Here is a 14237-nt window from a genome sequence, read left to right on the forward strand (position 1 = left end):
GGGATTAGCAACCCCCTCTCTCTTGTCCCTGGGATATTCGCTTGCACCGCCCTCGTCATGCCGACAAGCTATGCTCCATTGTCATTGCCCTATTGGAAAAAGGCTTAACCGGATGCGCATTCTCATTACCGGCGGTGCCGGCTTCATTGGCTCGGCGCTCATACGGCATTTGATCCTGGACACCGAACACCAGGTTCTGAACCTCGACAAGCTGACCTATGCCGGCAACCTGGAATCGCTGAGCAGTATCGATCACGACAGCCGCTATGCCTTCGTGCAGGCCGACATCGTCGACCAACCGGCCGTCAGTGCGGTGCTCGCGCAATTTCAGCCTGACGCCATCATGCACCTGGCCGCAGAGTCCCATGTGGACCGTTCCATCGATGGCCCGGCGGAGTTCATCCAGACCAACATCGTCGGCACCTACAGCCTGCTGGAAGCCACCCGCGCCTATTGGCAGACACTTAGCGAGGCGCAAAAACGGGCGTTTCGTTTCCACCATATTTCCACCGACGAAGTGTATGGCGACCTGCACGGCGTGGATGATTTGTTTACCGAAACCACCCCCTATGCACCGAGCTCGCCCTACTCAGCCAGCAAGGCTGCCTCCGACCATCTGGTCCGGGCCTGGCAGCGCACCTACGGCTTGCCCGTGCTGCTGACCAACTGCTCAAACAACTACGGGCCGTTCCACTTCCCCGAAAAGCTGATCCCGCTGGTAATCCTCAACGCACTGGCCGGTAAACCGTTGCCGGTGTATGGCAATGGCCGGCAGGTACGCGATTGGCTATTCGTCGAAGACCATGCCCGTGCCCTGCTCAAGGTCGTCACCGAAGGCGTGGTCGGCGAGACCTACAACATCGGCGGCCACAATGAACAAACTAATATCGACGTAGTACGCAGCATCTGCGCCCTGCTTGAAGAACTGGCACCACACAAGCCCGAGGGGGTCGAGCACTACGCTGACCTGATCACCTTCGTCAAGGATCGTCCCGGCCATGACCTGCGCTACGCCATTGACGCCGGCAAGATCGAACGGGAACTGGGCTGGACACCTCGGGAAACTTTCGAGACCGGTCTGCGCAAGACGGTGCAGTGGTACCTCGAAAACCTGCTGTGGTGCCGGCGCGTCCAGGATGGCAGCTATCAGGGCGAGCGCCTGGGCTCGCTCGACGACAAGGATACGATTGCATGATGAAAGGCATTGTTCTGGCCGGCGGCTCCGGCACACGGCTGCATCCGATTACCCTCGGCGTTTCCAAACAGTTATTGCCGGTCTATGACAAGCCGATGATCTACTACCCGATCTCAGTGCTCATGCTCGCCGGAATCAAGGACATCCTGGTCATTTCCACCCCGCAGGATCTACCTCAATATCGCAATCTGCTGGGCGATGGCGCCCAGTTCGGCGTGAATTTCAGCTACGCCGAACAGCCAGCTCCCGATGGCCTGGCCCAGGCATTCCTGATTGGCGAGCAATTCATTGGCAAGGACCCGGTGTGCCTGATCCTGGGCGACAACATCTTCCACGGCCAACATTTCGGCGAGCAGCTGCAAACCGCCGTCAACCGGCAAAGTGGCGCAACGGTGTTCGGTTATTGGGTCAAGGATCCGGAGCGTTTCGGCGTAATCGACTTCGATTCAGAAGGGTGCGCGGTTTCCATCGAAGAGAAGCCTGCCGCCCCCAAGTCCAGCTATGCGGTGACCGGTCTGTATTTCTATGACAACGACGTGATAGAGATCGCCAAGGCCATCAAGCCATCCGCACGTGGCGAACTGGAAATTACCGACGTCAACAATGCCTATCTGCAACGCGGGGACTTGCATGTCGAGCGTTTCGGCCGCGGTTTTGCCTGGCTGGACACCGGCACCCACGACAGCCTGCTGGAGGCCTCGCAATACGTGCAGACCATTGAGCATCGCCAAGGCCTGAAGGTCGCGTGCCTGGAAGAAATCGCCTACCAGCAGGGCTGGGTCAGCCGCGAACACGTGCTCGAGCGTGCGAGTTACTTCGGCAAGACCGGCTACGGCCAGTACCTGTTCAAGATTGCTGGAGAAACACGTTGAACGTCATCGCCACACGACTGCCGGACGTGCTGATCATCGAGCCGAAGGTGTTTGGCGATGATCGCGGTTTCTTTTATGAGAGTTTCAATGCACGAGCGTTCGCCGATGCCACGGGGTCTACGCTCCCGTTCGTCCAGGACAATCACTCGCGCTCGGCCAAGGGCGTGCTTCGCGGCCTGCACTATCAGATCGAACAGGCCCAGGGGAAACTCGTGCGGGTCACGGCGGGCGAAGTGCTGGACGTTGCGGTGGACATCCGTCGCAGCTCGCCTACTTTCGGCCAGTGGACCGGCGTACGCCTGTCGGCGCAGAACCACCGTCAGCTGTGGATTCCGCCAGGATTTGCCCACGGCTTCGTCGTGCTCAGCGAGTCCGCCGATTTCCTATACAAAACCACCGACTTCTACGCGCCCTCCGCCGAGCGCTGCATTCGCTGGGACGATCCGCAACTGGCGATTGACTGGCAATTGCAAGGCGCGCCGATCCTGTCGCCCAAGGACCAGACCGGCAAGGCCTTGCATGAGGCAGACCTGTTCCCATGAGTGCTTCCCTGCGCATCCTGATCATCGGCCAGAACGGCCAAGTGTCCCAGGCGCTTCAATCGCGCCTGGCCGGCATGGGCGAACTGATTGTGCTGGGTAGCAACCAGCTCGACATGGCGCAGCCGGATCAAATCCGCCCGCCGGTCGAGGCCGTTCGGCCAGACCTGATCATCAACGCCGCCGCCCACACGGCCGTGGACCAGGCCGAGAGCGAAACGCAGCGCGCGTTCGCCATCAACGCCAGCGCACCGGGCATCCTTGCCCAGGTTGCTGCTGAGCTGGACGCTCCGCTGATCCATTACTCCACCGACTACGTCTTCGATGGTCGAAAGCCCGAGCCATACACCGAAGATGACACGCCCAACCCGCTGAGCGTCTACGGTCGCAGCAAACTGGCTGGCGAAGAAGCCATCCACCAGGCCGGTGGAGAACACCTGATCTTGCGCACCAGCTGGGTCTATTCCTCGGCGGGACGCAATTTCCTGTTGACCATGCAACGCCTGCTGCAGGAAAAACCTCACCTTAGGGTAGTGGCTGATCAAGTCGGCGCACCGACCTGGGCTGGCACCATCGCCGAGAGCACCGCGCAGCTGATCGAACGCTGGCAGGCCGGGCGGTGCGGCGCCTGGGGTACCTATCACCTGACAGCCCAGGGCCAGACGTCATGGTTCGGCTTTGCCCAAGCCATCGGCGAAGACCTCGTCGAACGCCACAAGCCTTGCGCGGTGCTCGAGCCTATCCCGTCCAGCGCGTACCCGACCCCGGCGCCGCGTCCACTCAATTCACGGCTGGACTGCACGCGCCTGACCCAGGAATGGGGTGTAAGCCAGCCAGACTGGCGAAGCGCGTTGCAGCAGTGTCTTGCCGGACAAGCCTAGGCATAATGCGCTTGTCACCACAGGCGCCCGATGCTCATGAATTCCACCCTTCCCCGCAGACCTCGTTGGCGCAGCCTGGCCCTGCTTGCGCTGTGCCTGGCGCCATTGCTATGGCCGCTAGAGCATTTGGCCGAGCGTTATTACCGCAGCGAACTGGCTGGACAAAACCGCCAGACGCTTGACCTCTACGTGGCCAACCTCCTCGGGACCCTGCACCGCTATGAAGTGCTGCCGCAGATTCTCGGCGAACTGCCGGCCCTGCGCGCGACCCTGTCGGCGCCGGACGATGGGGTCACCCAGGGCAATGCCAACCGGTTGCTGAAAAACATCAGCGCCCAGACCGGCGCCGAAGTCATGTATCTGATGGACGCCTCTGGCAAGACTCTGGCGGCATCGAACTGGGACAAGCACGACAGTTTCGTCGGACGCAATTTCGCCTTCCGCCCTTACTACATCGAAGCCATGGCCGGGCGCCTGGGGCGCTTCTTCGGCCTGGGCACCACGTCAGGCAAGCGCGGTTATTTTTTCGCCGCCGCGGTACGCGATCGCGAAAAAGTCATCGGCGTATTGGTGGTCAAGGTTGACCTCGACCACACCGAAAGCCTCTGGGGCAAGACACCTGAGCAGTTGCTGGTTACCGACCACAACGGCGTAGTGATCCTGACCTCGCGCCAGGAATGGAGATTTCGCGCGACTCGCCCCTTGAGCGAGGAAGAAAGCAAGGCAATCAGTGCGGTGCAGCCTTATCCGACCCGAGATCCCAAGCCGTTGAACCTGAACACCAACGCCTGGCTGACCCAAACCCAGACCATCGAAGAAACCGGTTGGAGCGTGAGCATCCTCGCTCCGCGCACGCTGATCGACCGGCCAGTGCGCACGGTGGTGGCCACCGGCGGTGCAGCACTGCTGGTGTTGATGCTGTTGCTCGGGTTGATGATGCAGCGCCGGCGGCATTATCTGGACCGGATCGCCTTCGAGGCCAAGGCTCGTCACGAACTGGAGGGCCGGGTCGCGGAACGTACCAGCGATCTGGAGGGACTCAACCGTCGCCTGAAACAGGAAGTGCTTGAACGCGAGCAGGCCCAACAGGAACTGGTCCGCGCCCAGGATGATTTGGTACAGGCCGGCAAGTTGTCAGCCCTGGGCACCATGTCGGCCAGCATCAGCCATGAACTCAATCAGCCGCTGGCGGCGATCCGGAGTTACGCCGAAAACGCCGAGATATTGCTCGATCACCAGCGCACCGAAGACGCTCGGGGCAATCTCAAGCTGATCAGCGAACTGACCGGGCGCATGGCCTCGATCATCGCCCACCTGCGCGCCTTCGCCCGCCGGGACCGCCACGCCCCGGAAAGCGTCGCCCTGCAACCGGCGCTGGACGACGCCCTCGCGCTGCTCGCCAAACGACGGCGCAGCATGGAAGTGGAGCTGATCCGCGACCTGCCGGCGGCTGCCTTGTGGGTGGAGGCCGGCGAAACGCGCCTGCGCCAGGTGCTGGGTAACCTGCTGGCCAACGCCCTTGATGCTCTGACCGAAAAGGGACCACCGCGCAAACTGTGGCTCAGTGCCCAGGCGACGGAAACCGGCGTCAACTTGTACATCCGCGATAACGGCCCGGGATTCTGCATGGAAGCCCTGGGCCGCGCCGGCGAGCCGTTCTACACCACCAAGACGCGCACCCAGGGGCTTGGCCTCGGGTTGGCGATCTGCGACACCCTGATGCGTGCCTTCGGCGGCGAACTGTTGTTCGCCAACCACAAGGAAGGCGGCGCCCTGATTACCCTGAAGCTGCGCGCCGGTGCGCCCGGGGTGAGCCTGCAACCGTCCGAGGACCGAAGTGTATGACCATCGATAACCAGATTGAGGTGGTGCTGATCGACGACGATCCCCATCTGCGTCAGGCCCTGAGCCAGACCCTCGACCTGGCTGGACTGAAGATTCTGCCCTTGGGCGAGGCCAACGGCCTGGCCGGGCAATTGCCCCGCGATTGGCCGGGCGTGGTGGTCAGTGATATACGCATGCCGGGCATGGACGGCCTCGAACTGCTGGGCCAATTGCACAGCCAGGATCCGGAGTTGCCGGTGCTGCTGATCACCGGTCATGGCGATGTACCGCTGGCGGTCCAGGCGATGCGCGCCGGGGCGTACGACTTCCTCGAAAAACCGTTCGCCAGTGACCAGTTGCTCGATAGCGTACGCCGGGCCCTGGCCTTGCGGCGCCTGGTCCTGGATAACCGCAGCCTGCGCCTGGCCCTCAGTGACCGTCATGAACTCAGCGCCCGGCTGGTCGGACAATCGGCCCCCATGTTGCGCCTGCGCGAGCAGATCGGCGCCTTGGCCGCGACCCGCGCCGACGTGCTGATCCTCGGCGAAACGGGGGCCGGCAAGGAAGTGGTCGCCCGCGCACTGCATGACCTGTCTGGCCGGCGTAACGGGCCGTTCGTGGCCATCAATGCCGGCGCGTTGGCCGAGTCCGTGGTGGAAAGCGAATTGTTCGGCCATGAACCTGGCGCCTTCACTGGCGCGCAGAAGCGCCGTATCGGAAAATTCGAGTTCGCCAACGGCGGCACATTGTTCCTCGATGAAATCGAAAGCATGAGCCTGGACGTACAGGTCAAGCTGCTTCGCCTGCTGCAAGAACGCATGGTGGAGCGCCTGGGGGGCAATCAGCAAATCCCCCTGGACATCCGGGTCATCGCCGCCACCAAGGAAGACCTGCGCCAAGCCGCCGACCAGGGCCGTTTTCGCGCCGACTTGTACTACCGCCTGAACGTCGCGCCGCTGCGCATCCCACCGCTGCGCGAACGGGGCGAGGACGTGCTGATGCTGTTCCAGCATTTCGCTGATGAGGCCAGCGCGCGCCACGGCCTGCCGCGCCACGAACTGCTGCCGGCCCACCGTGCGCTGCTGTTGCGCCATGACTGGCCGGGCAATGTCCGCGAATTGCAGAACGCCGCCGAACGCTTCGCCTTGGGCTTGGAACTGGCCCTGGACAACAGCGCACCCGACACTGGCCCCGGCGCGCCGGTGGAAATCATCAGCGGCGGCCTGAGCGAGCAGGTGGAGAATTTCGAAAAGACCCTGATTGCCGCCGAGCTGGCCCGCCCCCACGGCTCGGTACGCAGCCTCGCCGAAGCGTTGGGCATTCCGCGCAAGACCTTGCACGACAAACTGCGCAAGCACGGGCTTACATTTGGCGACAGCAACCCTGGCTCTGCCGATGAGTCCGATTGAGCGCCTGCCAACTCACCTTCAAACAAGAGGGCCTGCATGAACCGCGACAGCCGTTACCTGGAAACGACCCTGCACCGGGACATCCCGTTGACCCAGGACATGGGCCTGAGAGTGCTCGATTGGCAGGCGCGACAACTGCGCCTGTTCCTGCCGCTTGCGGCCAACGTCAATCATAAAAGCACCATGTTCGGCGGCAGCCTGTATTGCGGCGCGGTACTTGGCGGCTGGGGCTGGCTGCACCTGGCCTTGCGCGAGGAAGGCATCGAGGATGGACACATCGTGATTCAGGAAGGGCAGATCACTTATCCGCTGCCCGTCACTGGCGATGCGACTGTCATTTGTGACGCACCGGAGGAAAAACCCTGGAAACGCTTCCTGGCCACCTATCGGCGTTATGGCCGGGCGCGGCTGGCGTTGCAGACGCGAGTGATGAATGCAGGCAGCGAAGAGGTGGCGGTGCAATTCGAGGGGCAGTACGTGTTGCACCGTTAATTGGCGCAACAGCTCCCTCGCCACAAAAGCTTCCTGGCCAAAGATCAGGGTTTAAGAACGAGCAAGCTCCAGCAACTTTCCACGCCATGCCGCTTTGGCCGGCAGCGCCAGGAACGAAGTGTTCAACAGTGACTCCCGCGCCGGATAACAAAATGGCTGGCCGCTCAAGTCCAACACTTCGCCACCCGCGCCTTCCAATACGCCCTGGGCGGCGGCGGTATCCCACTGGGACGTTGGCGCCAACCGCGGATAACAATCAGCCGCGCCCTCGGCCAGCAGGCAAAACTTCAACGAACTGCCAATGTTGGTCAACTGCAAGGGGCCCAGGCTTTCGCTTAACCCGCTCAACAGGCGCTCCTGCTCCGGGCTGGTGTGGCGACGGCTGGCGACTACGGTAAACACGTCACCGGGCGCCATCGCGTGCCGTGCTGCGATAGGCGAAGGCTCGGCGTCCTTGTCGGCACGCCAGGCGCCCAGTCCCGCTCCGCCAACATAAAAGCGGCCACTGGTGGGCATCGAGACCACGCCGAACACCACGCGACCGTCCTCGATCAACGCAATGTTGACGGTGAATTCCTCACTGCCGGAAATGAATTCCTTGGTCCCATCGAGCGGGTCCACCAACCACCAGCGTTTCCATTCGGCGCGAACGCTTCGGGCAATATTGGCGTCCTCCTCCGAGAGGATCGGGATATCCGGTGCCAGCGCGGTCAGCCCAGCCACGATGACATCGTGGGCAGCCATATCCGCAGCGGTCACTGGTGATTCGTCAGCTTTGTGCGCAACTTCTACGTTGGCTCGCCAGAACGGCAGGATCGCCGCACCAGCTTCAAGCGCCAGCTCGATGACGGGCGCCATCAGGGGATGGGGGAATTTCATGGCAGGTAGGCTCCGCGCTGGGTCAGCAGGTCACGCGCCAGATACAACGCCGCCAACGCTCGGCCTTCGGTGAATTGGGGATTCTGGGCCAGGGCCGACAATTCGCCCAGGTTGACCTTGTCCACACGCATCGGTTCGGGCTCGTCGCCCTCCAGCCGCTCTTCATACAGGTCGGTCGCCAGCACCACTTGGATCTTCTGGCTCATGTAGCCGGGAGACAACGACAGTTCGGTCAGATGCTCCAGTTGACGCGCGCCAAAACCGGCCTCTTCCTTGAGCTCGCGCTCGGCCGCCGCCAGCACATCTTCGCCCGGCTCGATCAGCCCCTTGGGCAGCGAGAGCTCGTAGGCATCGGTGCCGCCGCAATATTCTTCCACCAGCACGGCATGGTCGGCATCAAGCATCGCGACGATCATCACCGCGCCGTAGCCTGCGCCCTTGCCCGCCAGGCGTTCGTAGGTGCGCTCAACACCGTTGGAAAAGCGCAGTTTCAGTTCCTCCACGCAAAACAGGCGGCTGGTGGCGACGATCCGTCGGTCGAGTATGGTGGGTTTCTGGCGCATAAACGGCTCCCTGGGCGATAGCGGGCTACTATACCCGGCCTATTCTGATTGTTTGTGTCGGATATCTGCTTACCGCTGGAGAAGTTTTATGGCCTTGTTGCCCTGGCATGAGATCGATACGGTTCTGCTGGACATGGACGGCACCCTGCTGGACCTGCATTACGACAACCACTTCTGGCTGGAGCACCTGCCCCAGCGTTATGCCGAACTGCATGGGGTCAGCCGCGCGATGGCCGAGATGGAGTTGCAGCCGCTGTTCGAGCGCAACGCCGGTCAGTTGCAGTGGTACTGCCTGGATTTCTGGAGCGCCGAGCTGAAGCTGCCGGTGCGTGAACTGAAACTTGAAACCGCCCACTTGATTGCCCTGCGCCCAGACGCGGATACATTCCTCGCGGCCATCCAGCGCGCAGGAAAACGGGTCGTGATGATTACCAATGCCCACCGGGATTCGCTGTCGCTGAAGCTGGAACGCATCGAACTGGCACCCTACTTCGAACGCTTGATCAGCTCCCACGACTACGGTTTCCCCAAGGAGAGCCCGCAGTTTTGGGACGCGCTGCAAGCCGACCTGAGCTTCGACCCAGCCCGCAGCCTGTTTATCGACGACACCTTGCCGGTGCTGCGCAGCGCCCGGGACTTCGGCGTGGCGCACCTGCTGGCGGTCAGCGAGCCGGACAGCCGCAAGGGGCCGAAGGATACGGGGGAGTTCGACGCGGTAACGGATTATCGGACGCTGATCCAAGGGCTCTAGTGCAAGCCTTTGGCGAGGGACTTACTCCCTCGCCACGGGGGTACGGGTTACTCAGGGATACGCAGTGACTGCCCGGGGTAGATCTTGTCTGGATGCGACAACATCGGTTTGTTGGCTTCGAAAATCTTGTTGTACTGGCTCGCGTCACCATACTCGGCCTTGGATATGGCGCTGAGCGTGTCACCTTTTTTCACCGTCACGAAACGCGCGGCCTTTGCCACCGGCCCAGTCACGGTGATCTGGTCATCCACGCTGCCGACACCGACGATGTTGCCCGCGGTCAACAGGATCTTTTCTTTCTCCTCCTGGCTACCGACTTCACCGGTCAGGGTGACTTTGTCTCCGTCTATCGTCGCTTGCACATTCGGATTGCCCAGCCCGACCTTGCTGATGTGTTCCTTCAACTGCTCGCTGGCATTGGCATTGCCGGGAGTCAGCAGGTCGATAAGCTTTTCTCCCGCTTCCTTCACAAAGCTAAAAATACTCATGGCGCACGCTCCTTGGGTTTAAATGTCCAGACGGATAAGACTAGACCAAGCCAACCGAGCCCATTCTCCAACCGACCAATGACCTCACCACGCCCAAGGCGCTAGAATCACAATCTTCCCGCGCCCAGGAGCGAAGATGGACATCAAGCAGCTGAAATTTCTCATCGCGCTCGAAGAAACCCGCCACTTCGGCCAAGCCGCCGCCCGTTGCCACATCACCCAACCCACCTTGTCAATGCGCCTGCGCAGCCTGGAAGAAGAGCTCGGCCTGCCGCTGGTCAACCGCGGCCAGCGCTTCGAGGGCTTCACCGCACCGGGGGAGCGGGTGCTGGCCTGGGCACGCACGGTGTTGGCGGCTTATGACGGGCTGCAGGCCGAAGCGGCGGCGTGCCGCGGCAATCTGGTGGGTACGCTGCGCCTGGGCGTGGTGCCGCTGTCGGACTTCGACCCGCTGTCGATGATGCAGCGCCTGCACACCGACCACCCCAGCCTGCGTTTCGAATTATCGTCCTTGAGTTCCGAACGCATCCTCGAACAGCTGGCGAACAACCGCATCGACTTGGGTATTTCCTACCTGGAACGCCTGGACAACGATCGTTTCGAGGCCCTGCCCTTCAGCCATACCCGCATGGGCCTGCTGTATGACCAACGCTTTTTCTTTTTTGGTGAAGAACCGCTGACCTGGGAAGCGCTGGTGGAGCTGCCCCTGGGCATGCTTACCAGCGGCATGCATTTCCGCCAATCCATCGACCACAGTTTCCACAGTCGAGGCCTAGCCCCCCAACCGCTGCTGCAAACCGACGCGGTGCATCAATTGTTACAAGCTGTGCATGGTGGATTGTGCTGCGCCGTGGTGCCGCTGGAGAGCGGACTGAACGTCCTCACCGAAGACCTGCGGATCCAGCCTATCGAAAGCGCCCAGACCCTGGTCCCGCTGGGGCTGATCATGCGGCGCGGCGCTCCACGTTCGGCCTTGGCCGAGGCTTGTTTCGCCCTCTATCAGAAATCAACGACCATCTCTTGATCGACGTCATCTATTGGAAGATCAGTAATAGCAATTAGACGTGGCAGATTGCCGCATTTAGTCTTAACACTATTCTCACTTTCAGTGATGCCCATGAACGACAAGCCTCCGGTCTGTCCAGTGCCTGCTGTGGAACCCTCCACGCCAGCCGCCAGCCAGAGCTATCGCTACTGCAACCTCGATCACTCTCAATCGGACAGCACCGCGCTGGCCGAGGAAGTGGCGTTGGCGATCGCCTATAACGGCATCAGCCAAGCGGTGATGTTGGTCACGCCCACTGACCTTGAAGACTTTATCGTCGGTTTCAGCCTCGGCAGCGGCATCATTGAAGACCCGGCCGATATCTATGACCTGCAGCTGAGCGGGGCGGGTTCCGCGCAATACGCCCAAGTCACGATCGCCAACCGCGCTTTCTGGAATCTCAAGCAGCAACGCCGCCAGCTAGCTGGCACCAGCGGCTGCGGACTCTGCGGAGTCGAAGCCGTTGAACAAGCGCTGCCAAACCTCAAAGCCTTGCCCGGCGCCCCGCTACCGCCTGCGCAATGGCTCGACGGCCTGCGCCAGCGTATCAGCCAGTTCCAGCCGTTGGGCCAGCACTGCGGCGCGGTACACGCAGCGCTGTTCATGAACGCACAAGGCGAACTGCTGCTTGGGCGCGAAGACATTGGTCGCCACAACGCACTCGATAAATTGATCGGAGCGCTGATCCGGCAGCAAGTCCCGGTAGCTGGAGGGTTGGCGATCGTCACCAGCCGCTGCAGTCTCGAACTGATTCAAAAAGTATTGCGCGCGGGCGTCCAGACCCTGGTCAGCCTGTCGTCACCCACGGGCCTCGCCGTGCAGTGGGCCCGCCAACACAACCTCAATCTCATCCACCTGCCGCAAAAAAGTGCGCCGCGGGTCTACAGCCCTGCGATGGAGAATCAAGCGTGAGCAATCATCAACAAGCCAACCAGAAACCCGCACCGCGCTACAAGCCCTACAAGGGCCCGGCCGGTGGTTGGGGCGCGCTGATCAGCGTTGCCCAGGCCTGGCTGACCAGCGATAACGCGCTGAAGAATATCCGCATGATGCTCAAGACCAACCAGAACGGCGGCTTCGACTGCCCGGGCTGCGCCTGGGGCGACTCGCCGGAAAGCGGCATGGTCAAGTTCTGTGAGAACGGCGCCAAGGCGGTGAACTGGGAAGCCACCAAGCGTCGCGTCGACGGTGCGTTCTTTGCCAAGCACAGCGTGACCTCGTTGCTGGAGCAGAGCGATTACTGGCTTGAGTACCAGGGCCGCCTGACCGAGCCGATGAGCTATGACGCCGAAACCGACCGCTACAAGCCCATCAGTTGGGAGGCGGCATTTGCCTTGATCGGCAAACACCTGCAAGGACTTTCCAGCCCGAACCAGGCCGAGTTCTACACGTCGGGCCGAGCCAGCAACGAAGCGGCCTATCTGTATCAGTTGTTCGTGCGCGCCTACGGCACCAACAATTTCCCCGATTGCTCGAACATGTGCCATGAAGCCAGCGGCGTAGCGCTGTCCCAGAGCGTCGGCGTGGGCAAAGGCACGGTAACCTTCGACGACTTCGAGCACGCCGATGCTATTTTTGTCTGGGGCCAGAACCCGGGTACCAACCATCCGCGGATGCTTGAACCACTGCGCGAAGCAGTGAAGCGCGGTGCACAGGTGGTGTGTATCAACCCGCTCAAGGAGCGAGGCCTGGAGCGCTTCCAGCATCCGCAACATCCGCTGGAAATGCTCACCAACGGCGACAAACCGACCAACACTGCCTATTTCCGCCCGGCCTTGGGTGGCGATATGGCCATACTGCGCGGCATGGCGAAGTTCTTGCTGCAATGGGAACGTGAAGCCCAGAAAAACGGTGCTCCCGCGGTGTTCGATCATGCATTTCTCAATGAGCACAGCGCCAACACGCTGGAATACCTGGCGGTGGTCGATGACACCTCGTGGGAGCAGATCGTCGAGCAATCCGGCCTGACCCTGGCCGAGATCGAGCAGGCAGCCCGTATGTACGCCAAGGCCAGCAATGTGATCATGTGCTGGGCGATGGGCATCACCCAGCACCGCCATTCGGTGGCAACCATTCAGGAAATCGCCAACCTGATGATGCTGCGCGGCAACATCGGCAAGCCAGGCGCGGGACTCTGCCCGGTGCGTGGCCATAGTAACGTGCAGGGCGACCGGACCATGGGCATCAACGAGCGCCCGCCCGTTGCATTCCTCGACGCGCTGGAGCGGCGCTTCCAGTTCAAGGTGCCGCGTGAAAACGGCCACAACGTGGTCGAGTCGATCCATGCCATGGCCGAGGGCCGGGCAAAAGTGTTTATCGCTCTGGGTGGCAACTTCGCCCAGGCGACGCCAGACAGCCATCGGACCTTCGAAGCTTTGGGCAACTGCGACCTGACCGTCCAGATCAGCACCAAGCTCAACCGCAGCCACCTGGCCCACGGGAAAGAGGCGCTGATCCTGCCGTGCCTGGGCCGTACCGACATCGACGTGCAAGCAGAAGGCCCGCAAGCGGTGACGGTGGAAGACTCCTTCAGCATGGTCCACGCCTCGAATGGCCAATTGCAGCCGCTGTCGAACCAGATGCGCTCCGAGCCGTGGATTGTTGCAGGCATCGCCGCTGCCACGCTGGGCAGCCGTCCGGTGGATTGGAACTGGCTCGTGGCCGACTACAGCCGTGTTCGCGACTTGATCGCCGAGACCATTCCCGGCTTCAAGGACTTCAACGAAAAGCTCAAGAACCCCGGTGGCTTTTATCTGGGCAACAGCGCTGGCGCCCGTCGCTGGAATACCCCATCGGGCCGCGCCAACTTCAAGCCTAACCGGTTGCCGACCGATTTGATTCATGAGCGCACCCACGCCACGGGCAAAGTGCCGGACCTGATCCTGCAATCCATGCGCTCGCACGATCAGTACAACACCACCATTTATGGCCTCGATGACCGTTATCGCGGCGTAAAGGGTCAACGTGATGTGTTGTTCGTCAACGAAGCGGACATCATCCGCCTGGGCTTCAAGCCGGGGCAGAAGGCTGACATCGTCTCGCTCTGGGAGGACGGGCGTGAGCGGCGCGTCAAGGGCTTCACGTTGCTGGCCTTCGACATCCCGGCCGGACAAGCTGCTGCCTATTACCCTGAAGTGAACCCCTTGGTGCCGCTGGAAAGCACCGGCGACGGCAGCCACACCCCAACCTCGAAGTTCGTGGCGATCCGCCTGGAAGCAGCGAGCGAGAGCGGGTTGATCATGGCCAAGTCAGCCTGACATGATCCTGTGCGAGGGAGCTTGCTCCCTCGCCACGTTACG

The 14237-nt window shown here is 61.7% G+C and carries 14 protein-coding genes; 11 read left to right on the forward strand and 3 right to left on the reverse strand.

Going from position 1 to position 14237, the window contains the following annotated elements; translation table 11 throughout:
* The first annotated feature begins 112 nt into the window (after nucleotides 1-112).
* The 7 genes from rfbB to HU762_RS16855 are packed head-to-tail and all read left to right on the forward strand — an operon-like array spanning nucleotide 113 to nucleotide 7212.
* Entirely contained in the window at nucleotides 113-1195 is a 1083-nt protein-coding gene (gene rfbB, locus HU762_RS16825; protein WP_186638913.1) for a dTDP-glucose 4,6-dehydratase, read from the forward strand.
* Nucleotides 1192-2067, forward strand: coding sequence for a glucose-1-phosphate thymidylyltransferase RfbA (gene rfbA, locus HU762_RS16830; protein ID WP_186638914.1), 876 nt, complete (start codon nucleotides 1192-1194; stop codon nucleotides 2065-2067). The genes rfbB and rfbA overlap by 4 nt, the downstream gene beginning before the upstream one ends.
* Nucleotides 2064-2609 carry a dTDP-4-dehydrorhamnose 3,5-epimerase gene (rfbC, locus tag HU762_RS16835; RefSeq protein WP_186638916.1) on the forward strand — a complete coding sequence of 182 codons (546 nt, stop codon included), beginning with the start codon at nucleotides 2064-2066 and terminating at the stop codon, nucleotides 2607-2609. Before rfbA ends, rfbC begins: the two co-directional genes overlap by 4 nt.
* Entirely contained in the window at nucleotides 2606-3487 is an 882-nt protein-coding gene (gene rfbD / locus HU762_RS16840; RefSeq protein WP_186638918.1) for a dTDP-4-dehydrorhamnose reductase, read from the forward strand. Before rfbC ends, rfbD begins: the two co-directional genes overlap by 4 nt.
* Before the next feature lie 36 nt (nucleotides 3488-3523).
* Nucleotides 3524-5332 (forward strand): cache domain-containing protein, encoded by a 1809-nt coding sequence (locus HU762_RS16845; RefSeq protein WP_186638920.1) that lies wholly within the window; start codon nucleotides 3524-3526, stop codon nucleotides 5330-5332.
* Nucleotides 5329-6720, forward strand: coding sequence for a sigma-54 dependent transcriptional regulator (locus HU762_RS16850; RefSeq protein WP_186638922.1), 1392 nt, complete (start codon nucleotides 5329-5331; stop codon nucleotides 6718-6720). The genes HU762_RS16845 and HU762_RS16850 overlap by 4 nt, the downstream gene beginning before the upstream one ends.
* A gap of 36 nt (nucleotides 6721-6756) precedes the next feature.
* A complete protein-coding gene (locus HU762_RS16855; protein WP_186638924.1) occupies nucleotides 6757-7212 on the forward strand; it encodes a YiiD C-terminal domain-containing protein in 456 nt (151 codons plus the stop codon).
* Between the two features lie 51 nt (nucleotides 7213-7263).
* Here HU762_RS16855 and cysQ read toward each other — a convergent pair whose 3' ends face one another.
* A complete protein-coding gene (gene cysQ / locus HU762_RS16860; protein ID WP_186638926.1) occupies nucleotides 7264-8091 on the reverse strand; it encodes a 3'(2'),5'-bisphosphate nucleotidase CysQ in 828 nt (275 codons plus the stop codon).
* Nucleotides 8088-8654 carry an ADP compounds hydrolase NudE gene (gene nudE, locus HU762_RS16865; protein WP_186612611.1) on the reverse strand — a complete coding sequence of 189 codons (567 nt, stop codon included), beginning with the start codon at nucleotides 8652-8654 and terminating at the stop codon, nucleotides 8088-8090. The genes cysQ and nudE overlap by 4 nt, the downstream gene beginning before the upstream one ends.
* A gap of 88 nt (nucleotides 8655-8742) precedes the next feature.
* Between nudE and yrfG the strand changes: the two genes are divergently transcribed.
* Nucleotides 8743-9405, forward strand: coding sequence for a GMP/IMP nucleotidase (gene yrfG / locus HU762_RS16870; RefSeq protein ID WP_186638928.1), 663 nt, complete (start codon nucleotides 8743-8745; stop codon nucleotides 9403-9405).
* A 47-nt stretch (nucleotides 9406-9452) separates the two neighbouring features.
* Here the strand turns inward: yrfG and lysM are convergent, their stop codons facing one another.
* Nucleotides 9453-9893 carry a peptidoglycan-binding protein LysM gene (lysM, locus tag HU762_RS16875; RefSeq protein ID WP_186638930.1) on the reverse strand — a complete coding sequence of 147 codons (441 nt, stop codon included), beginning with the start codon at nucleotides 9891-9893 and terminating at the stop codon, nucleotides 9453-9455.
* 136 nt (nucleotides 9894-10029) lie between these two features.
* Between lysM and HU762_RS16880 the strand changes: the two genes are divergently transcribed.
* The 3 genes from HU762_RS16880 (at nucleotide 10030) to HU762_RS16890 (ending at nucleotide 14195) form a co-directional block, all read left to right on the forward strand.
* A complete protein-coding gene (locus HU762_RS16880; protein WP_186638932.1) occupies nucleotides 10030-10917 on the forward strand; it encodes a LysR family transcriptional regulator in 888 nt (295 codons plus the stop codon).
* A gap of 93 nt (nucleotides 10918-11010) precedes the next feature.
* Nucleotides 11011-11850: a formate dehydrogenase accessory sulfurtransferase FdhD gene (gene fdhD / locus HU762_RS16885; RefSeq protein ID WP_186638934.1), complete on the forward strand. Its 840-nt coding sequence runs from the start codon at nucleotides 11011-11013 to the stop codon at nucleotides 11848-11850.
* Nucleotides 11847-14195 carry an FdhF/YdeP family oxidoreductase gene (locus HU762_RS16890; RefSeq protein WP_186638936.1) on the forward strand — a complete coding sequence of 783 codons (2349 nt, stop codon included), beginning with the start codon at nucleotides 11847-11849 and terminating at the stop codon, nucleotides 14193-14195. Before fdhD ends, HU762_RS16890 begins: the two co-directional genes overlap by 4 nt.
* The last annotated feature ends 42 nt before the right edge of the window (nucleotides 14196-14237 follow it).

This window comes from Pseudomonas sp. SWRI92 (genome assembly GCF_014268685.1).
Taxonomy (GTDB): domain Bacteria; phylum Pseudomonadota; class Gammaproteobacteria; order Pseudomonadales; family Pseudomonadaceae; genus Aquipseudomonas; species Aquipseudomonas marvdashtae.

Bases quoted from the DNA above. Each gene is read 5' to 3' on its own strand.
- rfbB (WP_186638913.1), top strand. From the start codon at position 113: ATGCGCATTCTCATTACCGGCGGTGCCGGCTTCATTGGCTCGGCGCTC.
- rfbA (WP_186638914.1), top strand. From the start codon at position 1,192: ATGATGAAAGGCATTGTTCTGGCCGGCGGCTCCGGCACACGGCTGCAT.
- rfbD (WP_186638918.1), top strand. From the start codon at position 2,606: ATGAGTGCTTCCCTGCGCATCCTGATCATCGGCCAGAACGGCCAAGTG.
- HU762_RS16845 (WP_186638920.1), top strand. From the start codon at position 3,524: ATGAATTCCACCCTTCCCCGCAGACCTCGTTGGCGCAGCCTGGCCCTG.
- HU762_RS16850 (WP_186638922.1), top strand. From the start codon at position 5,329: ATGACCATCGATAACCAGATTGAGGTGGTGCTGATCGACGACGATCCC.
- HU762_RS16855 (WP_186638924.1), top strand. From the start codon at position 6,757: ATGAACCGCGACAGCCGTTACCTGGAAACGACCCTGCACCGGGACATC.
- cysQ (WP_186638926.1), bottom strand. From the start codon at position 8,091: ATGAAATTCCCCCATCCCCTGATGGCGCCCGTCATCGAGCTGGCGCTT.
- nudE (WP_186612611.1), bottom strand. From the start codon at position 8,654: ATGCGCCAGAAACCCACCATACTCGACCGACGGATCGTCGCCACCAGC.
- yrfG (WP_186638928.1), top strand. From the start codon at position 8,743: ATGGCCTTGTTGCCCTGGCATGAGATCGATACGGTTCTGCTGGACATG.
- lysM (WP_186638930.1), bottom strand. From the start codon at position 9,893: ATGAGTATTTTTAGCTTTGTGAAGGAAGCGGGAGAAAAGCTTATCGAC.
- HU762_RS16880 (WP_186638932.1), top strand. From the start codon at position 10,030: ATGGACATCAAGCAGCTGAAATTTCTCATCGCGCTCGAAGAAACCCGC.
- fdhD (WP_186638934.1), top strand. From the start codon at position 11,011: ATGAACGACAAGCCTCCGGTCTGTCCAGTGCCTGCTGTGGAACCCTCC.